Below are 23,315 nucleotides of genomic sequence, written 5' to 3'. Positions count from 1 at the left end.
TTTCTTCCTTTTTAGTTTGTCTAATTTTTTCTTTTTTTATTTTTTGTTATACCAAAGCTAATAGCCACTATAAGGATAATTAAACCTGCGATCATGTAAAATGGATTTACTGTTGTATTAGTCATTGGTAAATGAATTCCTTTACTTGCTGATTTCCCAAAATTGACTGGGTTCGTTGGTGCTTGATGATTTGTAGGCGTCAACGGTTTTTTCGGTTTTAGCGGTTGTTTAGGTTCAGGTTTTTTTGGATCTTCTGGCGTTGGTGCAGGCGGTGTTACGGTTGGCTTGTTGGAATGCAACACGTCCCCTTCGTTGCCAAAGTTTAAGTCCGCTTGGTTGGGAATGCCGCCTTGTTCAATATAAGGTGCTAATTCTTCATCGGTTGCGCCGTCTTTAATTTTAGTGGTAATAGTCATTGTGTATGTATGACCAGCTAAGTAAGAGTAGCTGTCATCTTTTTTGTTCATAGTAAAGGTTACTTTGTTATTTTCTTGTGTTACTGTGCCGTTAGCTGTAACATCTTTACCATTTTCATCAGTGATAACGACTTTTTGGATATCTAATAATTGGTTGACGTTATCCACTAAACTAGCTTGGGTCCAAGTGCTTGTTTCGTTACCAAAGGCTGTTTTGACATTCCATTTAAATTCTTGGTCACGATTAGTTAAGTCTAAATGTTCTTGGCCTTCGATATCTTTTGTAATCGTTGGATCTTCTGGTGTTGGTGCAGGCGGTGTTACAGTTGGTTTGTTGGAATGTAACACGTCACCTTCGTTGCCAAAGTTTAAGTCCGCTTGGTTAGGAATCCCGCCTTGTTCAATATAAGGCGCTAATTCTTCATCGGTTGCGCCGTCTTTAATTTTAGTGGTAATAGTCATTGTGTACGTATGTCCAGCTAAGTATGAGTAGCTGTCTGCTTGTTTGTTCATTTCAAAAGTTACTTTGTTATTTTCTTGTGTTACTGTGCCGTTAGCTGTAACATCTTTACCATTTTCATCAGTGACTTTCACATCAGTGATGTCTAACACTTTATTAATGTCATCTACCATACTGGCTTGGGTCCAAGTGCTTGTTTCGTTACCGAAAGCTGTTTTGACGTTCCATTTAAATTCTTGGTCACGGTTGGTTAAATCTAAATGTTCTTGGCCTTCGATATCTTTTGTAATCGTTGGATCTTCTGGCGTTGGTGCAGGCGGTGTCACTGTTGGCTTATTGGAATGTAACACGTCACCTTCGTTGCCAAAGTTTAAGTCGGCTTGGTTGGGAATGCCACCTTGTTCAATATAAGGTGCTAATTCTGCATCGGTTGCGCCGTCTTTAATTTTAGTGGTAATAGTCATTGTGTACGTATGTCCAGCTAAGTATGAGTAGCTGTCTGCTTGTTTATTCATTTCAAAAGTTACTTTGTTATTTTCTTGTGTTACTGTGCCATTGGCTGTAACATCTTTACCATTTTCATCTGTGACTTTCACGTCTGTGATGTCTAACACTTTATTAATGTCATCCACCATGCTGGCTTGTTGCCAAGTACTTGTTTCGTTACCAAAGGCTGTTTTGACATGCCAATCGAAACTATCTTCACGATTGGTTAAATCTAAGTGCTCTTGATTTTCGATATCTTTTGTAATCGTTGGATCTTCTGGCGTCACGTCACACGCATGCGCATTGTCATTTTTAGGAATCGTCGCTTCTGGAAATTCCTTAGCAATTGTTCCTTGATTCATTGTCCCACTACTTACAAGGGTTGCTGCATCAATCGCTGTATTTTCTTTGACTTCGTAGTGAATCGTGATGTTTCCTACGTAACCTTCTGTACTAGTTGCTGAAATGGTTTGTCCGTTAATTTGAACAGGCACATCATTTCCAGCATCGTCCGTAGCGGTCGCCGATTGAATGTCAAATTGATCAGCAATTGTTAATGAAGCTGTTGCTGGTGTCGATTGCGCCAGACGATCTTTGACAATTTGTTTTAATTGGGTTGTAAAATCATCAATAGATTGGCTTGTAATAAAATCTTCTGGTGTGCTAGATCCTTGTTGCAACTCTTGTTTTACAAAAGGACCCACTTCTGTTTTATATTTATCAAAATATGAATTTACTGAACTTAAAGATTCAACACTTTCCCAATACGCATTAATCATTTCATAGCCTTGGTTAGTAATTTCTTGGTTTAACGCTAAAACTTCTGCTGCTGCACCTTGATAGTCATTACTATACTCAACCGAAACTTGAAAAGGATGTCTTGGATCTGGATATTCATTGATTGAATCATTGGTGTTGGTTTTATGCAAGTAACCATCTAAACGTGTATTAGCGACCCCATCTGTCACTAATAAGAAATATGTTTTTCGATTCGTTAAATCTCCGTGTGTTTGATTGTACGTATCTAAAGCAAGTTTCAATCCTGAGGCAGTTGGTGTACCACCATACGTCCGAACATCTCCAAAGCCAGAAACAAATTGGCTTTTATCATGGGTTAATTGAGTATCAACACGCACATTCATATCATAATCAGCTGAATTAATTTTTACTTTTCCATCAGGAAATATAAATTGTTTTCCGCCACGATACGAAGCCAGCATCACGCGGTCTTGATCAGATAATCCTTGAACCACTTCATCAATCGCTTGTCTTACATGTGGAAAATTATCTGAAAAACTACCACTGGCATCTTCAACAACCACTAAATCAACCGGTTCCGTTTCACCCGCTTGAACTGGGAAAGCAGCTTGTCCTTCCAATATCCGTTTACAATCAGCTAGACTGTCGTCTTTCACTTTCACCGTATTGGTCATTCCTTCTGTATCTCCTGCTTTAACCACTCCTTCAGCTAAAGCCAATGTGGGACTGAAATTTCCCACAACTGTTCCAGCGACAATCACCATTGTCGATAATAATTTCGTTGCTTTCTTAAACATTTTAATCCTCCCTATTTTCTTTCGCTAGTGTTTGGGACACTTGCTTCTCTTTACTTCAACTACAGCTCCTTAAATCTTTCATCAAGTCGATGTGTCTCCTTGCTTTTGTGACACATCTCTTACTCAATTTCTGATTCTATCACCTTTATAGGCTAAAACTTGGCAGTATTCGGCTCTTGAAAACGTAAAATTTGTCTTTTAAAAATTAATGAAAAGACTATCCACTGACAAAGTTGGTTTTCACTTACTTTTTGCTACTTGATTCCTTTTAAGACTCTTTTTTTACACAAAAAAAGTAAAAGAACCTTTACAGTCCTTTTACTTAATTGTTAGATGCTATTCATAATTTTCTTAGTTTTGTTCTATAAGCTGAATAGTTTAGCCTGTTTATTTCAACAATATTTGACGTTAGTCAGCCGTTTCGTTATAGTTAAAGAAAAGGCTTTTTGGTAGGAGTGAATACGATGAATGAGTGGCCCCATCAGTTAATGACGCTTTTAACCCCACTTTTTGAGCTATGTATTTTAGGACTGAATGTTTTTTCGATTATTGTTTTAGTTTGGGGTGTTTGTTTAGCAGGAAAAGATTTCATTAAAAGTGAACGACAAAATCAAAGCCGCTTTACCTTAACCAAAATGAATACGTTCATCAAAAACTTCCTTGGTAGCTACATTCTGTTAAGTTTAGAAATTTTAATTGCTGCTGATATTATTGAATCCATTGTCAAACCAACTTTTCAAGATATTTTAAAATTGGCAACCTTGGTAATCATCCGTACAGTTATTTCTTATTTCTTACATAAAGAAATTGAAGACACTATGACCGATATGGAACAACAAGAAAAAGAACCAGATACCCCAAAAAATTAGTGGGTACGCTGGTTCTTTTTTATTTAATCGCTTTAAAATAATGAAGTGGTTCGTTAGACAAACGTTGCATTTTACGTTTTTTATCTTCAATAATTGCTAAAATCTCGTCTGAAAAATTTTCTAAAATAACACGGCCGCCTTTATAGGTGTGACCACCCATTTCAGCAACTTCGCTGGCCGTCAAAATGACTTTACGATGCGCAATTTTTTTGAAAAATTCTTCAATTAAGTACGTCGGTAAGTAAAAATTATTTTGAGCAGAAAATGATTCCAAATAAATAAAATCATCGATGCTAATGAAACAATCATCCATCGATAAGTATTCAATTGATCTGTCTATATATAATTCACGCTTTTGTAAAATTTCTTTGACTTTTTTATTTAATAAATTCAATGATTCAATTTCTTTAACCAAATGTTCTAATTCACGATAACGTACTTCTTTTCGCTCTTTGTAAGATGAATGTAAGGCGGCACTTGCTGTGACTATTAGCGCACCGACGATTACACCGACCATTCCGGCGATAAAAACAAACATATTTTTCCCCTCGCTCTTTTCTAATTTTCCATTTTAGTATAACATAATCCAAAAGTTTCGGATAAAAAATGACACAAAATTTTTCAAGCGACTTCGTTGACCTTTATTGACCAAAGAGGTATACTTTTCATAGGCATTCAAAGTGCTTTGTGATAGAATGACTTTAAAAGTTTCTTTATATAGGAGGATTTACTTATGAATTTAATTCCAACAGTTATTGAACAATCATCTCGCGGTGAACGTGCTTATGACATTTACTCTCGTTTATTAAAAGACCGCATCATTATGCTAAGCGGCCCTATCGATGATAACGTGGCAAACTCAGTGATTGCACAGTTATTATTCTTAGATGCCCAAGATTCAGAAAAAGACATTTACTTGTACATTAACTCTCCTGGTGGCAGCGTTTCTGCAGGTTTAGCGATTTTCGATACCATGAATTTCGTTAAAGCGGATGTCCAAACGATCGTATTAGGAATGGCAGCTTCTATGGGTAGCTTCTTATTAACAGCTGGTCAAAAAGGCAAACGTTTCGCTTTACCAAATGCGGAAATCATGATTCACCAACCACTTGGTGGCGCTCAAGGGCAAGCAACAGAAATTGAAATTGCTGCTCGTCACATTTTAGATACTCGTCAACGTTTAAATTCAATTTTAGCTGAACGAACTGGCCAACCAATTGAAGTGATTGAACGTGATACCGATCGTGATAACTATATGACTGCCGAACAAGCAAAAGAATATGGTTTAATCGATGAAGTAATGGAAAATAGTAGCGCCTTAAATTAAAAATAAAAAATGGAAACAGCGACAGTCGCTGTTTCCATTTTTTTATTTTTCAATGTATCCTCGTAATTCTTCTTCAGTGACACTTTCGTCAAAGATATGCTCACCAATGATGATCGTTGGTACAAATTGAATGTGCGCCGCATTGGCTTCAGCAATCACTGCGGAAACAAGCGTTGCATCTTTTTGTTCTTTTAAGCCAAGATTTTTTTCAGCATACGTCGCTACTTCTTCTAAGGTTAAGTTTCCCCATTCATCTTGCGTAGCAAACATTTTATGCAATGCTGACAGTGCTTGTTCAGGCGCTGAATAGTCAATGTAGTGATGCATCACATTGCCGCGTTGTAAACTTTCTTTTTCTTTATCAAACAGCTTAATGATACGTTCAACTTTACCACTTTTGACAAATTGTGCTAACAGTTCATCAGACTCTTCAAACCATTTTCTGCAATAAGGACAGCGAACATTGATAAATTCTATCATTTTGACAGGGGCATTGCGCTCACCAATATGAAGCCCTGTTTCTGTGTTAACTTTTGTTGCATCAATTACTGAAATATCCATAAAAAACCTCATCCTTTCAAACCTTTATTTCTCTTTTAGTATACCGTTTTTCAATAAAAAAATCATAAGACACGAATTCAAATTTTCTGAATTCGTGCCTCTGTTCACTTTTTTAACGATTAATCGAACGAGCCATTCTAGCAACAGTATGTCTTTTCCCACGTATCGCATCAGAAAGCTCTTTAATATTTTCAATACCAACTAAGCCCATATTGGCATCGCCAATATGTTGAATATCTACGCCTAAAATTTTATTTCTAATGCCGATAGTTTGGATAACTTCAGGTTGAGCACTTTCTTGTGAAGTTCCAATGGCACTCATAACTAATTTTCCTTTTGAATGTGCAAAATCCACAACTTCTTTGACTTGTTGATCATCAATGCCCCAAACCGTGCCGACTGCTGGGACTAAGACAATATCAGCGCCCGCTTCAATAAATTGTTCAGCTGATTTTAAACTGACCACTGGTTCATCTACGCCTGAACTGTGCATTTTTCCGGCAATAATGATGCCATCAAAATGTTTTTTGGCTAAGGCCACGTTCTCAGCAATCAAGTCGTTGGTCACGCCAGTTCCTGGATTACCTGTCAATAAGATAAAATCCAAACCCAGTTCATTGGCTTTTTTGAAAGTAGCTGCTGATGCTTTTCTACCTGGTTCAATCGAAACTCTCGTTGAAGCTAAGTCTAAATTTTCATCAACAGGTTCGACATTCATGCCAATCGGTAAACCGACTAGTTCTTTCAAACGATGAACAACCTCATCATTAGGGACACATGTTTCCGCAGTATATTGCCCTTCATAAGCGGCTACTACAATCGGTTGATTAACATCGAAAACATTCAATAAAATCATGTCTGCGCCATATGCTTTTGACATTTCCGCACAAGTGATATCACCTGCTACGGATGGATGAACTACCACATTTTCCGATAAAATTACGCGCCCTTCGCTCGCTTTAATACTCTGAAACAACTCTTCTTTTGACATCCGTTTGATTTCTGATGCATTTGCACTAATTAATCGTTGAACCATTTTGACCCCTCCAATAGTTTTTAATCTTTTAGTTAAAAACAGCAATAAGTAATCGCTTGCATTTTATTACATGCAACATTCGTGCCAACGTCGTTTCTTTAAACCACAGGTCAACACTACATTTCAGCTCTACACACTTTTTGCACACTTTAATTTTTTTTACACGCTTAAAGAAAAAGTGAAGGATAGCACTTCAAACGGAAATGTTATTCTTCACTTCTAGAGCAGAAAAGTTACGCACTTTTTTCTCGTAATTTTTCTGCAAATTCATTAATTTTTCGAATACGATGATTAATACCTGACTTAGAAATAGCTCCTGAAGGAATCATTTCCCCTAGTTCTTTGAGACTAACTTCCGGATACTCTAACCGTAATTCTGCGATTTCCTGAAGTTTCTCCGGTAATGACGTCAGCCCTACTGTACTTTCAATAAATTGAATATTTTCAATTTGTTTTGAAGCCGCATCAATGGTTTTATTTAAATTCGCTGTTTCGCAATTCACTAAACGATTTACTGAATTCCGCATATCACGGACAATCCGGACATCTTCAAATTTCAACATAGAGTTCGTGGCACCAATTAACGTTAAAAAGTCGGCAATTTTTTCAGCACCTTTTAAATAACAAATATACCCGTTTCGGCGTCCCAATGTTCGAGCGTTTAAGTCATAGTAATTCAACATCTTACAAATATCATTATTGTGTTCTTCATAAATTGAAAAAATTTCTAAATGATAGCGACTTGTTTCCGGATTATTAACTGAGCCAGAAGCCATAAAGGCCCCGCGTAAATAGGAACGCATTTTTTGTGCGTTACCCATGATTTCATTTGACACATTGCCATTAAAAACGACCCCATCCATAATATCCAAATCAGCTAGAATTTTTTGTGTATCTTGTTTTAGACGCACAATGTAAACATTATTTTTCTTTAGTTTCATTTTTTTACGAACTAATAATTCTGCTTGTGCATGGTAATGATCTTTCAGCAATGAATACATTCGACGAGCAATTGCAGCATTTTCCGTTTGTACATTCAAGACAAACTGTTGATTAACTAAGCTAAGTGAGCCGTTCATCCGAATTAATGCTGCTAATTCTGCTTTCGCGTGTTCTCGATGGACTTCTAAACCAGTTAACTCTTTTTTGACATCCGAGGCAAAAGACATCTAAGCTCCTCCTCTCTTGATTCTTTTGATTAATTAATATTTCGTTCCAAATACGATACGGAAAAGTTCTTCAACAACTTTTTCCCCATCATGAAAAACTCCGCCATCTCTTAATTCTAAAAAGTCTGTCGAAATGACTCGGCATCCTTCTTCACGTAATCCTTGAAAATCATGCTTTACTTGAACTAAATATTCATCATAAATTTCAGGATCCATGTAATTTTCTGGTACTTTTTCTGTGTTAACCAGCACTGTATCAACAAACTGCGCTTGTAGATGCTCGTTTAAGACACGAACATGATCTGCATCCGTAAAATGTTCCGTTTCCCCTTTTTGGGTCATGATGTTACAAATATAGACTACTTCCGCAGCTGTTTGTTTGATGGCTTCACCAATTTCTGTAATAACTAAATTAGGTAAAATACTTGTAAAAAGACTCCCTGGTCCTAACACGACCATGTCTGCTTCTTCAATTGCTTTGACGACTTTACGCGCAGCTCTTGGCTGTTCTTCTCCGTGTGTATTTGTTACAAACACATGGTCAATCGTCTTGCGATCCAGTGCAATTTTTGATTCTCCCACCGCCACTGAGCCATCTTTAAATACGGCATGTAACGTTAATGGCCGTTCTGATGATGGATAAATCCGTCCATCAACATGCATCATTTTTGAAAGCAATTGAATCGCTTCATACGTACTTCCTCTCATTTCTGAGACAGCAGCAATGATTAAATTACCGATTGCATGATTGGCAAAATGACTATCTGATTTATCAAAACGATATTGAAAAATATCTTCATATAATTGTGGCATATCTGACAATGCCACTAAAACATTTCTTAAATCTCCCGGAGGTGTCATGTTATTAATAGAGGAACGAAGCTCGCCACTACTACCGCCGTCATCAGCGACCGTTACGACGGCAGTAATATCAACACTTTGATTTCTTAAACTTTTTAAAATTACTGGCAAGCCTGTTCCACCACCAACAACCACGATCTTCGGTTTACGAATTCGATAGGTTTTCATTAAGAGCGATTAACCGTTTCTTTTCTTTTTAAGCGGTCGCGGTGGGTAATATTTACATGGTAATCTTCCTCTTTTAATTCAGCGCCAACACGTTCTGTCAATGCAACAGAGCGATGTTGTCCGCCAGTACAGCCAATTGCAATGGTGACGCTACTTTTACCTTCTTTTTTATATCCAGGTAAGACTGTTCGCAGTAAATCGATAAATTTTGTATAAAATTCATCTGTTTCTGGGAAGCCCATCACATAATCATAAACAGGTTGATCCATTCCAGTTAACGGCCGTAGTTCATCAATATAATGGGGATTAGGTAAAAAGCGAACATCCATAACGATATCTGCATCAATCGGCAAGCCATATTTAAAGCCGAAGGACACCATTTCCACTCGAAATTCGTGTGTCTCTCTCGTTGCTAGTTCTTTATTCAAACGTTCCCGCAATTGACGAGGGGACAAGTCCGTGGTATCAATAACCAACTGAGCATCCGCCTTGATTTCTTCCAGCATTGCACGTTCTTTACGAATACCTTCTGTCACTAAACCATCCATCGCCATTGGATGCGCACGCCGTGTCTCTTTATAACGAGAAACCAACTCTTCATCGGTGGCATCTAAAAATAAAATCGTTGTATCAATAAAATTAGTATTTTCAAGTTCGACTAACATATCCTGAATTTCTCTAAAGAAGGTCCGTGAACGTAAATCAATCACTAACGCAATCTTGGTAACTTTTCCAGATTCTTTAATTAATTCCCAAAATTTTGGGATTAAGCTTGGTGGTAAATTGTCGATACAGAAATAGCCCATGTCTTCAAAGCTTTGAACAGCGACTGTTTTTCCAGCGCCACTCATTCCTGTAATAATAACCAGTTGTAAATTTTCTGGCATATTCAACACTCCCTTCACTTGCATCACTATATTATAACACCCCGGGCGTATCAAAGAAAGCTTTTCAATCATTCTTATAAAGATTTCTATTCTTTCATAGAAAAACAGCATTGACAAAAATGTCAATGCTGTTTTAATTGCTGAATTATACTATATAACTCTGTGTTATTTTAATACAAACTCAATTTCTGTTTTATCAGTAAAATTAGCTTCAAACTCAAATTGTTTTACTTGTTCATTCACGGCTAACTTTTTCGTAATGTGTTCTTTAATTTGTTCATTTGTAGCTGTTTTGATTGACAATCCATCTAAAAGAGTCATGATTTTGTCTTGTGCTGCCTTACCTTCTAATTCTAAATCAGCAGATTCATCTTCATACGTTGCTTCAATTGTTCCGTTCGATTTTATTTCATAGGTGAACTCAATTTCATTTTCGTCGTATTCGATTTCTACGTCAATCTCTTGAAGACTGGCAACAGTTGGTGTCGGTGTGGTTAGTTCATTGTCTGCTGTTTCATGGTCCCCACCAACTTCAGGAGTTACAGTTTCCCACTTAAAGGTACCAATTTTAGCTGTTGCTAGATAGGGATTATTAATGGTAATGACTTTCAATTGAAGTTCTGAATGGTTGGCGATATCTGTTAAAATCCCCAGAGCCTGATATGTATTTTGTGTAAAACGTGTCGCAATATTTTGCGCATCAATTGTGGAATAGCCTAATGTTTCCCAGGTGATTTGTTGCTTTAATTCCTGATGAACGGCTTGTACTGTCGCCGGCTCCAATTGAATGCCCGTTGCTTCTTTTAAGTCTTTCTTGGTAAAGCTCATTACTTTTTCATGGTCTGATTGTGAAATTAAAGTAGCTGCTTCCATTGTGTTACTATGTACAAAAGGTGTGATTCCGATAGCTAAGACCATTCCTGCTGTTAATAAACCTGTTGTTATTTTTTTGTTTTTCATTTAAGACTTCCCTTCGTATTCATTGTTATTTTGTTAGCAAACATAGTATATCTTTTAATTACACATTAAGTCAACATTTATTTTTAATTTTAATTAAAAAATATTTGTTATTTTATAATAAAAGAACCTTGTTTCCCATAAAAACAAGGTTCTTTATCTAATCATTAATGTTTATTTCAGAACACGTTTTAAATAATATCCTGTGTAACTGTCTTTGACTTTAGCAACTTCTTCTGGTGTTCCTGTCGCCACGATCGTCCCACCACCGTCGCCACCTTCTGGCCCTAGATCAATCACATGATCCGCAGATTTGATGACATCCAAGTTATGTTCAATCACTAAAACGGTATTGCCCGCTTCCACTAAACGCTCTAATACTAGAAGCAACCGCGCAATATCATCGGTATGCAAGCCTGTTGTTGGCTCATCCAGAATATAAAAGTTTTTCCCATTAGAATTTTTATGAAGTTCACTCGCTAGCTTCATCCGCTGTGCTTCTCCACCAGATAAAGTAGTTGCTGGCTGCCCCAATGTCACATAGCCTAAGCCTACATCCACAATTGTTTGCAATTTACGATGAATTTTAGGGATATGTTTGAAAAATTCTACGGCATCTTCCACCGTCATATCTAAAATATCAGAAATGTTTTTGCCTTTATAATGAACTTCTAACGTCTCAGAATTATAACGTTTGCCATGACAAACTTCGCAAGGCACATAGACATCAGGTAAAAAGTGCATTTCAATTTTGATGATACCGTCCCCGCGACAAGCTTCACAACGGCCACCTTTGACGTTAAAACTAAAGCGGCCTTTTTTATAGCCACGAACCTTGGCTTCATTTGTTTGGGCAAACAAATCGCGAATGTCATCAAAAACACTAGTATAAGTCGCTGGATTACTTCTTGGTGTTCGGCCAATCGGACTTTGGTCAATGTCAACAATCTTTTCAATGGCTTCATAACCAGTGATACTTTTGTGTTTCCCAGGTTTATTGGAATTACGATTTAATTTTTGGGCCAGCGCTTTTTTCAAAATTTGATTGACTAAAGTACTTTTCCCTGAACCTGAAACACCTGTGACAGCAACAAATTCACCTAGCGGAAATTCAACACTGACATTTTTCAAATTATTTTCACTGGCACCAGTGACTTTGATCGCTTTGCCATTGCCTTTGCGACGTTCTTTTGGCACAGGAATCACTTTTTTCCCAGAAAGATATTGTCCGGTCAATGAATGCGGATTTTTAGCAACCTCTTCCGGCGTACCAGCGGCTACAATTTCACCGCCCAGATGTCCAGCGCCAGGTCCCACATCAATCAAGTAATCCGAAGCCATCATTGTATCTTCATCGTGTTCCACCACAATTAATGTATTGCCTAAGTCCCGCATTTTTTTCAATGAGTCAATCAAGCGGTCGTTATCTCGTTGATGCAAACCAATTGATGGTTCATCTAAAATGTAAAGGACGCCTGATAAGTTTGATCCAATTTGTGTTGCTAAGCGAATTCTTTGTGCTTCTCCGCCAGAAAGTGTACCAGCAGCTCGACTTAAGGTTAAGTAATCTAACCCGACATTTTTTAAGAAGGTTAACCGATCTTCGACTTCTTTTAAAATTGGCCGAGCAATCGTTGTTTCTTGTTCAGATAAAGACACACCTTCAAAAAATTGGACCGCATTTTTTATTGCTAATTCACTGACTTCACCAATGTGCGTGCCATTGATTTTCACAGCTAAAGCTTGCGGATTCAAACGATACCCTTGACAGCTTCGACAAGTCAATTCTGTCATGTATAACCGCATTTGATCTCGTGTAAAATCGCTATTTGTTTCATGATAACGTCGTTTAATATTTTTTAAAATCCCTTCAAATGGCACTTCCACATCACGAACACCACCAAAGTCATTTTCATAATGAAAATGAAAGTTTTTCTCGCCAGAACCATTTAAAATAATTTCTTGTTGGTCTGCAGGTAATTCTTCAAACGGCGTATCCATATCAATCCCAAAACTGGTGGCTGCTTGTTCCAACATTTGTGGATAATATTGGGAACTAATAGGGTTCCACGGAACAATGGCTCCTTCTCTCAAGGTTTTAGTGGGATCTGGAATCACTAAGTCTTTGTCCACTTCTAATTTAACACCTAAACCATCACAATCGGGACAAGCGCCAAATGGTGCATTAAATGAAAACAAGCGCGGTTCCAATTCACCGACTGTGAACCCACAATAAGGACAAGCATAATGTTCACTAAACAACATTTCTTCTTGACCAATCACATCAACAATTGCGTAACCTTCAGCTAAACGCAAAGCCGCTTCAAACGAATCAAACAAGCGAGAGCGAATGCCTTCTTTCACAACGATACGGTCAATCACAATCGCAATATCATGTTTTTTATTTTTTTCAAGTTCTGGTGCCTCACTAACATCATAGGTTTCACCATCCACCCGCATTCTGACATATCCTTCACGTTGGATCATTTCAAACACTTTTTTATGTTGGCCTTTTTTCTTGACCACAACAGGCGCCAAAATTTGAATTTTTGTTCGCTCTGGTAGCTCTAAGACTTTATCAACCATCTGTTCAACAGACTGACTGGTAATTTCAATATGATCGTTAGGACAAATTGGATGACCTACCCGAGCAAATAACAATCGTAAATAATCATTGATTTCCGTGACTGTCCCCACCGTTGAGCGCGGGTTTTTACTTGTCGTCTTTTGATCAATTGAAATAGCTGGACTTAAACCATCGATGCTGTCAACATCTGGTTTATCCATCTGCCCCAAAAATTGTCGCGCATAAGCAGAGAGACTCTCTACATAACGTCGTTGCCCTTCTGCGTAAAGCGTATCAAATGCTAATGAACTTTTACCAGAACCAGATAGTCCAGTTACAACAACCATTTTGTCACGAGGAATCGTGACATCAATATTTTTTAAGTTATGGGCGCGTGCACCATGAATCACAATTTTATCATTTGCCATATATGTTCTCCTTTTACTAAATCTCTTACGTCAAATCATTTCAAGTCATTCTATAGAGAAAAGATTAGTAAAAGATACGATGGTTCATCGTATCTTTTACTTAATCCGTTGGTTGACTTATTTGGCAGCTTTCAATTCAAGAATGGTATCTCGTAATGTGGCTGCAGTTTCGAAGTCTAATGCTTTGGCCGCATCTTTCATTTCTCTTTCAAGTTTCATTAATAAATCAGCTTTTTCTTGTCTTGATAAATCTTCATATGATTTATCCAATTGAACCACTGTTTCATCTTTATCAGCTGTTTTGGAAATAGAAATCAAATCACGAATTTCTTTAATAATTGTTTTTGGTTCAATGCCATGTTCTTCATTATATGCTTCTTGGATTGCCCGACGTCGTGCCGTTTCATCCATAGCTCGTTGCATCGAATCGGTGATTTTATCTGCATACATAATGACTTTTCCTTCAGCGTTCCGGGCAGCCCGTCCCATCGTTTGCACTAATGAGCGTTCACTACGTAAGAAGCCTTCTTTATCCGCATCTAGAATCGCAATTAAGGAAACTTCTGGCACATCGATTCCTTCACGTAATAAGTTAATACCAATTAGAATATCAAATTCGCCTAATCGTAAATCGCGAATAATCTCCGTTCTTTCCAGTGTTTTTATATCACTATGCAAATATTTAACTTTTAAGCCTAATTCTTTGAAATAGTCGGTTAAATCTTCGGCCATTTTCTTCGTTAAGGTTGTGACAAACACTCGCTGATCTTTTTCGATCCGTTCATGAATTTCGCCCACCAAGTCATCAATTTGACCCATAATTGGGCGGATTTCTACTTCTGGATCTAGTAAACCTGTTGGTCGAATGATTTGTTGAACAACCGTCTCTGTTTGTTCCATTTCATAAGGGCCTGGTGTTGCCGATACATAAACAATTTGGTTTACATGTTGTTCAAATTCTTCTAAACGAAGCGGTCGGTTATCAAGTGCACTTGGTAAACGGAAACCATAGTCCACTAACATTTGTTTCCGTGCTCGGTCGCCATTATACATTCCTCTAATTTGCGGCATTGTTACATGAGACTCATCGATTACAAGTAAGAAGTCATCTGGGAAAAAGTCCAACAGCGTATATGGCGGCTCCCCTTCTTGGCGACCATCCATATGTCGAGAGTAATTCTCAATCCCTGACGTATAGCCCATCTCTCTCATCATCTCAATATCATAGTTGGTTCGCTGTTCCAAACGTTGGGCTTCCAATAATTTGTTTTCACTGCGAAGCACTTTCAAACGTGCTTCTAATTCTTCTTGGATCTGCGATATGGCATGTTCCATATGTTCTTCGTTCGTCACAAAGTGTGTTGCCGGAAAAATAGCGACATGCTCTGTTTCGCCGACAATTTCACCAGTTAACGCATCTACTTCACGAATTCGATCAATTTCGTCTCCGAAAAATTCAACACGTAGCGCATGCTCATCCCGTGAAGCTGGGAATATCTCAACCACATCACCGCGGACACGAAAACGCCCCCGTTGAAAATCAATATCATTTCGTTCGAATTGAATATCGACTAAACTTTTTAGTAACTCATTACGATCCATTTCCATTCCCACACGTAATGAAACAACTTGTTGGCTGTATTCCCGCGGATCCCCTAAACCAAAAATACAAGAAACTGATGCTACCACGATGACATCGTTTCGTTCCAATAAAGAACTTGTCGCTGAATGGCGTAGTTTATCAATTTCATCATTAATACTGGAATCTTTTTCAATATATGTATCACTTGAGGGTACATATGCTTCTGGTTGATAATAATCATAGTAACTGACAAAATACTCGACCGCATTATCTGGGAAAAATTCTTTAAATTCCCCGTATAATTGTCCAGCTAGTGTTTTATTATGTGCAATCACTAATGTTGGTTTGTTCACTTCTTGAATCACATTAGAGATTGTAAATGTTTTACCTGTTCCGGTCGCTCCAAGTAAAATTTGAGCTTTTTCTCCACCTTTGACACCGTCAACTAGTTCAGCAATAGCGGCTGGCTGATCTCCGGCAGGCTCATATTTAGAAGCCAAATGAAAGGTATTGGAAGTTTCTCTTTCGATCATTTATAACTCCCCCTCAAAGTGTCTAATTTCTCTTAAATTATCGGCCCATTCTGGCAGAATGTCCACTTATTAGTTTAACATACCGAACATATTTTCGCCACTTTTGCTGTTTCGGACTTCAACTGATCTTAATCTTTTGTTCTTAATTTCTATGTTATATTTTATAACATGCAATGTAAGGAAATTAGAGTTTTTTTCTCTTTTTAGCGTTCAAATACTTGTCAGCTTCCTATTTCTTACTATATAATTGTTCAATATGCAAAACTAGGAGGTATTTTATGAAAAGGAAACACTTTTTACTTTCTTTCTTTGTGATGATGGTAACTCTGCTAACATTCATTAGTGGCACTTCAGCACATGCAGAAGGAAAGAAATATACAATCGGAACGGATTTAACATTCGCCCCTTTTGAATTCCAAGACTCAAAAGGAAAATACATTGGTATTGACGTTGATTTATTAGATGCGATTGCCAAAGATCAAGGTTTTGAAGTGGATTTAAAACCATTAGGCTTCGATAGTGCAGTCCAAGCGATTCAATCTAAACAAATTGATGGCATGATTGCTGGAATGAGTATTACGGATGAGCGAAAAAAATCCTTTGATTTTTCAGATCCATACTTCGATAGCGGTTTACAATTAGCGGTAAAAAAAGGAAACGACAAAATTAAATCATATGATGATTTAAAAGGCAAAACGGTTGCGGCTAAAGTTGGAACTGAAAGTGCCAATTTCCTTGAAAAAAATAAAGAGAAATATGACTATACCATCAAAAATTTTGACGATGCAACGGGTCTTTATAAAGCCTTAGAAAACGGTGAAGCAGATGCAATCGTTGATGATTATCCTGTATTGGGCTACGCAGTGAAAAATGGCCAAAAATTGCAATTAGTTGGCGATAAAGAAACAGGCAGTTCTTATGGTTTCGCAGTGAAAAAAGGTCAAAACCCTGAATTAATCAAAAAGTTCAACGCTGGTTTGAAAAATCTTAAAGACAATGGTACTTATGATAAAATTTTAAACAACTACTTAGCGACAGGCGATGAAACAAACACACAAGACGCTGGCGAACAGATGAAAAAAATCACTCCTAAAAAAGAGAAATATGTGATTGCTAGTGATTCTACATTTGCTCCGTTTGAGTTTCAAAATGCCCAAGGCGATTATGTCGGAATTGATGTAGATTTAGTCAAACGTGCAGCTGAATTGCAAGGTTTTACTGTTGAATTTAAATTTATTGGTTTTAGTTCTGCTGTCCAAGCTGTTGAATCTGGTCAAGCAGATGGGATGGTTGCAGGCATGACGATTACGGATGATCGTAAAAAAGCCTTCGACTTCTCTGTTCCTTACTTTGATAGCGGTATTCAAATTGCGGTCAAAAAAGGCAATGACAAAATTAAATCGTATGATGATTTAAAAGGCAAAAAAGTCGGCGTAAAAATTGGTACTGAAAGTGCTGATTTCTTAGAAAAAAATAAAAAGAAATATGATTACTCAATTAAGTATTTAGACACAACTGATGCATTATACAGTGCATTAGAAATTGGCGAAGTTGATGCCATGATGGATGATTATCCTGTCATTGGCTATGGGGTTGCGCAAAATCAACCACTAGCGACACCAATTCCTCGTGAAAAAGGTGGTTCTTACGGTTTTGCTGTCAAAAAAGGGCAAAATCCTGAACTACTTGAAATGTTTAACGAAGGCTTAAAAGAAATGAAACGTACAGGTGAATACGATAAAATTATCGGCACTTACGTAAAAGATGGCAACGAAGCCAAAGAAGAAACAGCTGACGAATCTACGTTTGTTGGCTTCATGCAAAACAACTGGAAACAATTGTTACACGGTTTATGGATGACGATTCTATTAACGTTGATTTCCTTCGTACTTGCTTTAATTGTCGGCGTTATTTTCGGATTATTCAGCGTTTCACCAATCAAAGCATTACGTGTACTTTCAACCATTTATGTTGATTTAATTCGTGGAATTCCTTTAATGGTCTTAGCGTTCTTCATCTATTTCGGATTACCTGGTGTGCTTGGCTTTAATATCCCGGTCTTCATTGCTGGGATTATCACATTAACTTTAAATGCCAGTGCCTATATTTCTGAAATTGTGCGCGGCGGAATCAAAGCTGTTCCAGTTGGCCAAATGGAAGCTTCAAGAAGTTTAGGTCTTTCCTATAATCGGACAATGCAAAAAATTATTTTACCACAAGCGATTCGCATTATGATTCCTTCATTCATTAACCAATTTGTTATTTCATTGAAAGATACAACTATCCTTTCAGCAATTGGCTTAATCGAACTACTACAAACAGGAAAAATTATTGTTGCTCGGACATTACAAAGTACAATGGTTTACTTCGTTATTGCGTTAATCTACTTAATTTTAATTACTAGCTTAACTAAATTAGCGAAAAACCTTGAAAAGAAGGTGAACTAATATGACTGAAAAAATCTTAGTTGAACATTTAGTAAAAAAATATGGTGACAACACGGTCTTAAACGACATTAATGTTTCTATTAACGAAGGCGACGTAGTCTGCGTCATCGGTCCTTCTGGTTCTGGTAAAAGTACTTTTTTACGTTGCTTGAATCAATTAGAAGAAGCTTCTAGCGGAGACATTATTATTGATGGTGCGAACTTGACAGATAAAAATACGGACATCAACCAAGTCCGTCAACATATCGGCATGGTTTTCCAACATTTCAATTTGTTTCCACATTTATCTATTTTAGAAAATATTGTTTTAGCACCAACCGATTTAGGTCGCTTGTCAAAAGACGAAGCGGAGAAAAAAGCGTTAGAACTTTTAGAACGTGTTGGGTTGGCAGATAAAAAAGATGCCTATCCAGATTCTTTATCTGGTGGTCAAAAACAACGTGTCGCAATTGCACGTGCGTTAGCGATGAATCCTGATATTATGCTTTTCGATGAGCCAACATCAGCCCTTGATCCAGAAATGGTTGGCGATGTTCTTGGTGTAATGAAAGATTTAGCAAAACAAGGAATGACAATGGTCATCGTTACTCACGAAATGGGCTTTGCAAAAGAAGTGGCTAACCGAGTAATGTTCATTGATGGCGGTAACTTCCTAGAAGATGGTTCGCCAGAGCAAGTCTTTGAAAATCCTCAAAACCCTCGAACAAAAGATTTCTTAGATAAAGTATTAAATATTTAAACAAAAGCACTTGGCGCGCGCTAGCGCCCAAGTGCTTTATTTTATGGTTAAATTGTTTCCGTGACAGAGACAGATTGAACGTGCCCTTTTTCTTTTAAGAGATGGTGCAAGTTGGAATGCCAGAAATCTTCTTTGCCTACATAAGAAATCTTTGCTGTCACTGCCTCTTGTTCGGATTCCAAAGTCAATTCTACTAAGCGCTCCCCTTTTTCTAAAGAAGCTTGAAGTTGTTCATGCAGTCGGCTTTCTTTAATCATGGGTTCCTTCATTTTTACGATAAGCTGCAATCGTTTTAAAGGAGTTTTTCGTTTAAAATGGGCCAGAGCTAATACTAGCAAAGTTGCCACGAGATTGATAAATGCAATGGTTAAAAAGCCCATCCCAATGACTAAACCAATAATAGTAACATTCCACATCATTACTGCTGTCGTTAACCCAGAAACTTTCCTTTCTCTAAAAACGATAATCCCCGCACCGAGAAAGCCTACACCACTAATCACTTGGGCGCCATATCGTGTAATATCCATAGAAATAATGGACGCCAAGGGGCTATTTTGTTTCACCACATCGACTAAAATATCGACCGATTGAATCTGTAAAATGGAAATCGTACAGGAGGCCAAACATAAAATGGCATTACTACTAATACCGAAGCCTTTTCTTTTAATACTTCTTTCTAACCCAATCAAAGCTCCAAAAACCACGGCTAGAGCCATCCGAATGACAACGTCGGTGAGAGAAAGTTCAATCATTTTTAAAGAATTCATCGCTTTCTCTCCTTTCTTGCAAATGACTATTTGACTTATTTTATATTAACTAATAAACGCAAGCCATTAAAAATGACCACTAAGGTACTTCCTTCATGAATAAGTACGCTAAATGCGATATTCGCAATACCTAAAAAGTTCAAGATAATTAACGTTGCTACCACTAACATTGAAAAAATAATATTTTGCTGCACAATTTTATTCAAGCGTTTTGAGACACGGTGAGCATAGCCTAATTTAGAAAGATCATTTTTCATCACTACCACGTCTGCAACATCGATAGCAATGTCTGTACCATCCCCCATCGCCACTCCGATATCAGCATTCACTAAAGCGGGCGCATCGTTAATGCCATCACCAACCATCCCAGTCATTCCTACTTCGCGTTTTAATTGATCAACAATCGCTGATTTTTCCTCAGGTAAAACATTAGCAAAAACTTGGTCCACGCCTACTAAGCGACCAACTGCTTCACCCGTAAGTTTTGCATCTCCTGTAATCATTGTTGTTTCAATATTTTGTGACTTGAAATAGTGAATGGCGTTCATTGCTTCTTCATTAGGAACATCCATCAATGCCACCAAACCAATCACTTGTTCATTTTCGGCAAAGTACACTACCGTTTTGCCTTCACTCGCTAATTTCGTTGTTTGTTTCTCAATGATTGTTGGCACTTGTTCGAAACTAGATGGTTTACCAATTCTAAAAGTTGTGTCTGCAATGGTCGTTACTAAACCCACCCCGACAATATTTTCTACTTCTAAATTTAAAGCCGTTGTTTCTGCTTCAAAGCGATTAACAATCGCCGTCGCCAATGGATGATTGGATTTTTTCTCCATATTTGTTAAAACAGCTACTAATTCGTCTTGGCGAGCTTCTAAGCCATCAACAAAAAGATAATCTGTGACCTCAGGTTTGCCTTTTGTTAGTGTGCCTGTTTTATCAAAAGCGAGTGCTTTCACTTCAGCTAAATTTGATAAGAATGAGCCACCTTTAAACAAAACGCCTTGTTTCGCTAAATTGGAAATTCCTGATAAAGTTGCCGGAACGGCACTCGCTGCTAAAGCACAAGGGGAGGCAGCAATTAAGAAGACCAAGCCTCTGTAAAAACTTTCAGCCCAAGTCAATTGGAAAAGTAATGCGCCACCTAAAACAATTAGTGGAAAAACTGCTAAAACTAGTGTGACATATTTTGGTTCAAATCGTTTAATTTTGCTTGCAATTTCCGATTGATTTTCTTGTGATTGGTTCACGAGCTGTACGATTTTCGCAAAAACTGTTTCTGAACTATCTTTCGTTACTTCAACAACAATTGTGCCTGAACCGTTCATGGTACTACCAAAAACTGGGTCCCCACTATTTTTTTCTTTGGGAATACTTTCCCCATTAATAGATGATTCATCCACAGCGGTACTTCCTTCAATCACGACGCCATCTGTCGGAATTTGCGCACCATTGAGGACTTGCACGCGGTCACCAATCTTCAATTGTTCAACTGACACAGTTTGAATTGAGCCGTCGTCTGTTATCAGGCGAGCTTCTGTTGGATTTAAATTTAATAGTTTTGTAATTTCACGTTGACTTTTGCCTTGGGCATAATCTTCAAGGAAATGCGCCGCCGCAAAAATCAAAATCAACAATGCTGATTCTTCAAAACTTCCCATTAATGCTGAACCAACTGCAGCTAAGGTCATTAACAAATGAATATTAGGCGAAAACTTTCGATTGTTTTTCGTATCCCGATACGTATCTCCAAAGCCTTCCCCAATAATATGATAACCAGCTAAAATAGCAGCTAATGAGAAAAGAATATTTTTCATTAAGAGCATGTTCCCTAAAAATAAACCGATAAAGAAAAGAGCCAATCCTGTAAAAAAGAGAATAACTGGAACGTTTTTACCTTTTTCTTCATGTGTGTGTGCACCTGTTTGTTTTGACATTGTTATGCGCCTCCTCATTAATGTTTTTCTATTCATATGAATGTATATTCATATTATAAAACACTTGGGTGGTTTTGTAAAGACTTAAACACAAAGACAAGCGATGATTCTATTCGATAGGATCACCGCTTGTCTTTGTCGATTCTTTTTGTTGTTGATATTTTTCTTCTTGAATAGTCAATAATGATTGCGTTAAATTGACCCAATCAATCGAACGAGGTGGATCCAGCCAAACCATAACTTTACTCTGTTCTTCTTGATACAAGTTATTTAAATTGGTAATCACCACATCTGGTAAGGTATCTGATAACGGGTCAATAATTTCTACATTTAAATTCACATAGACGGATAAATTTTTTTTGATGAATTGGTTATACTCTTTTCCATAAGAAAAATCAATTAGGACCTTGGCTGGCTCTGCAATTAAATGAACCGGAACATGATTAATTAGCAACAATAGATAGTTAAAAAACAAACAGTGATTGGCTTTCGCAATTTTTTTATGTTTTGCTGTTAACCAACGAATATATTCAATTAAATAAAAATAAAATTCCGGATATGTTTGCTTAAAAAACTGTAAATCCATTTCAAAATCGTCAAACATATTAATCGGAAAGTAAATAACATTGAAATGAATAATTGCTAACCCTTCTTCTAGAGTATTCCTTGTTGACTCCTCTAAACAATTAAATGCTTTTTCAAAACTTCCAATGAAAACACGAGTTAGGCTTTCAATCGTAGGATCTTCGTGAATGACATATTTTTTCTCTAGTTTGCCATGCAAATACAAGAAAAAAACAATCGTATACGTTAATGATTTTGAGGACAATGCCCATGCCACTTGTGATTTTTTTATTAGTTCCTCTGAAAATGTATTCAGTGCGCGTGTATCGATCCCTTCCACCGCACGTCCTTCGTTGTTAATCATAATAGCTAAATAATGGAAAAAATTGCGTCGCTCATAGGTGGTGAAAGTATAGTTTAACTCAACAGACTGTAATACACGTTTCGCTTCATTATAGACTTTTACCGAATATAGTTCAGAAATTGGTTGATTGGAAAGCGTGAACAATTTATACAAAAAAAATGAAATTGCTTTTTGATTGCCGACAATTTCCCGTTTACTAAAATAGATTTGATACTCCTTTAAGGCTTTTTTTAGCCGCTGTAAGGTACTATACGCCACAGAGGTGCTGACATGATTACATTCAGCAAACTTTGTCAAACTATAATTCCCTCTAAAGTAAGACAACACTAATTTAAAAGAGAGCGATTCTGTTAAGTATTTCGTGAGCAAAAGTTTACTTGAATAGTTTCCATCAATTTCAAGTGTAACATCTACATCAGAAACGACTAAAGTTAAGCTGTCGCTTAACTTTAGATTGTCAATATCTGCTTTTAATTTTTCTAATGTTTTTTTGACTAAAAAATTCGACATTGATAATTCTTCGCGAAGTGCAATAAAAGTACCTGATAGCGTGGGACTTTCTTCTAAATGCCTTAGCAAGGAATAACTTCGTTGATCTTCTTTATTTAAAAAAATTTCATAATTCATCATTT

17 protein-coding genes are annotated in these 23,315 nt (G+C 37.2%); 4 read left to right on the top strand and 13 right to left on the bottom strand.

What is annotated here, in order from left to right; genetic code table 11:
* Positions 1–20 precede the first annotated feature (20 nt).
* A complete protein-coding gene (locus IGK86_RS02535) occupies positions 21–2,918 on the bottom strand; it encodes an isopeptide-forming domain-containing fimbrial protein (RefSeq protein WP_438741988.1) in 2,898 nt (965 codons plus the stop codon).
* Positions 2,919–3,382: 464 nt separating this feature from the next.
* On the opposite strand from IGK86_RS02535, the gene IGK86_RS02530 reads away from it, so the two are divergent.
* Complete coding sequence (locus tag IGK86_RS02530) at positions 3,383–3,787, top strand: DUF1622 domain-containing protein (protein ID WP_002383026.1); 405 nt, start codon at positions 3,383–3,385, stop codon at positions 3,785–3,787.
* A gap of 19 nt (positions 3,788–3,806) precedes the next feature.
* Here IGK86_RS02530 and IGK86_RS02525 read toward each other — a convergent pair whose 3' ends face one another.
* Positions 3,807–4,325, bottom strand: a complete 519-nt coding sequence (locus tag IGK86_RS02525; RefSeq protein ID WP_002355635.1) for a hypothetical protein — start codon at positions 4,323–4,325, stop codon at positions 3,807–3,809.
* A gap of 195 nt (positions 4,326–4,520) precedes the next feature.
* Here IGK86_RS02525 and clpP point away from each other — a divergent pair, with 195 nt between their 5' ends.
* Positions 4,521–5,114 carry an ATP-dependent Clp endopeptidase proteolytic subunit ClpP gene (gene clpP / locus IGK86_RS02520; RefSeq protein ID WP_002355633.1) on the top strand — a complete coding sequence of 198 codons (594 nt, stop codon included), beginning with the start codon at positions 4,521–4,523 and terminating at the stop codon, positions 5,112–5,114.
* A 42-nt stretch (positions 5,115–5,156) separates the two neighbouring features.
* Here the strand turns inward: clpP and IGK86_RS02515 are convergent, their stop codons facing one another.
* The 8 genes from IGK86_RS02515 to uvrB form a co-directional block, all read right to left on the bottom strand.
* Positions 5,157–5,675 carry a DsbA family protein gene (locus IGK86_RS02515; RefSeq protein ID WP_438741986.1) on the bottom strand — a complete coding sequence of 173 codons (519 nt, stop codon included), beginning with the start codon at positions 5,673–5,675 and terminating at the stop codon, positions 5,157–5,159.
* 112 nt (positions 5,676–5,787) lie between these two features.
* Positions 5,788–6,711 carry a DUF7916 family protein gene (locus IGK86_RS02510; RefSeq protein ID WP_016616608.1) on the bottom strand — a complete coding sequence of 308 codons (924 nt, stop codon included), beginning with the start codon at positions 6,709–6,711 and terminating at the stop codon, positions 5,788–5,790.
* A gap of 233 nt (positions 6,712–6,944) precedes the next feature.
* Positions 6,945–7,880, bottom strand: a complete 936-nt coding sequence (gene whiA / locus IGK86_RS02505) for a DNA-binding protein WhiA (RefSeq protein WP_002358736.1) — start codon at positions 7,878–7,880, stop codon at positions 6,945–6,947.
* Between the two features lie 33 nt (positions 7,881–7,913).
* Positions 7,914–8,909, bottom strand: coding sequence for a gluconeogenesis factor YvcK family protein (locus IGK86_RS02500; protein WP_002355627.1), 996 nt, complete (start codon positions 8,907–8,909; stop codon positions 7,914–7,916).
* A complete protein-coding gene (gene rapZ, locus IGK86_RS02495) occupies positions 8,909–9,796 on the bottom strand; it encodes an RNase adapter RapZ (RefSeq protein WP_002355625.1) in 888 nt (295 codons plus the stop codon). The genes IGK86_RS02500 and rapZ overlap by 1 nt, the downstream gene beginning before the upstream one ends.
* A 165-nt stretch (positions 9,797–9,961) precedes the next feature.
* A complete protein-coding gene (locus tag IGK86_RS02490) occupies positions 9,962–10,756 on the bottom strand; it encodes a YusW family protein (RefSeq protein ID WP_016616606.1) in 795 nt (264 codons plus the stop codon).
* Positions 10,757–10,927: 171 nt separating this feature from the next.
* Positions 10,928–13,747, bottom strand: coding sequence for an excinuclease ABC subunit UvrA (gene uvrA, locus IGK86_RS02485; protein WP_002361280.1), 2,820 nt, complete (start codon positions 13,745–13,747; stop codon positions 10,928–10,930).
* Between the two features lie 117 nt (positions 13,748–13,864).
* Entirely contained in the window at positions 13,865–15,862 is a 1,998-nt protein-coding gene (gene uvrB, locus IGK86_RS02480) for an excinuclease ABC subunit UvrB (protein WP_002355618.1), read from the bottom strand.
* A 278-nt stretch (positions 15,863–16,140) separates the two neighbouring features.
* On the opposite strand from uvrB, the gene IGK86_RS02475 reads away from it, so the two are divergent.
* Together IGK86_RS02475 and IGK86_RS02470 are read left to right on the top strand one after the other, a co-directional pair.
* Positions 16,141–18,309, top strand: coding sequence for an amino acid ABC transporter substrate-binding protein/permease (locus tag IGK86_RS02475; protein ID WP_002355617.1), 2,169 nt, complete (start codon positions 16,141–16,143; stop codon positions 18,307–18,309).
* Between the two features lies 1 nt (position 18,310).
* The gene (locus IGK86_RS02470; RefSeq protein ID WP_002355616.1) at positions 18,311–19,048 is read left to right on the top strand and encodes an amino acid ABC transporter ATP-binding protein; all 738 of its coding nucleotides are present in this window, start codon (positions 18,311–18,313) and stop codon (positions 19,046–19,048) included.
* A gap of 47 nt (positions 19,049–19,095) precedes the next feature.
* Here the strand turns inward: IGK86_RS02470 and IGK86_RS02465 are convergent, their stop codons facing one another.
* The 3 genes from IGK86_RS02465 to IGK86_RS02455 form a co-directional block, all read right to left on the bottom strand.
* Complete coding sequence (locus tag IGK86_RS02465) at positions 19,096–19,815, bottom strand: MgtC/SapB family protein (protein ID WP_025193933.1); 720 nt, start codon at positions 19,813–19,815, stop codon at positions 19,096–19,098.
* 35 nt (positions 19,816–19,850) lie between these two features.
* Complete coding sequence (locus tag IGK86_RS02460) at positions 19,851–21,755, bottom strand: heavy metal translocating P-type ATPase (protein ID WP_016616604.1); 1,905 nt, start codon at positions 21,753–21,755, stop codon at positions 19,851–19,853.
* Positions 21,756–21,864: 109 nt separating this feature from the next.
* A complete protein-coding gene (locus tag IGK86_RS02455; RefSeq protein WP_002383018.1) occupies positions 21,865–23,313 on the bottom strand; it encodes a helix-turn-helix domain-containing protein in 1,449 nt (482 codons plus the stop codon).
* Positions 23,314–23,315: the final 2 nt, after the last annotated feature.

This window comes from Enterococcus sp. DIV1206 (genome assembly GCF_051712485.1).
Classification (GTDB): domain Bacteria; phylum Bacillota; class Bacilli; order Lactobacillales; family Enterococcaceae; genus Enterococcus; species Enterococcus faecalis.
Note: the sequence above shows the minus strand (reverse complement) of the source record. Positions and strands in the feature narration are given on the sequence as shown.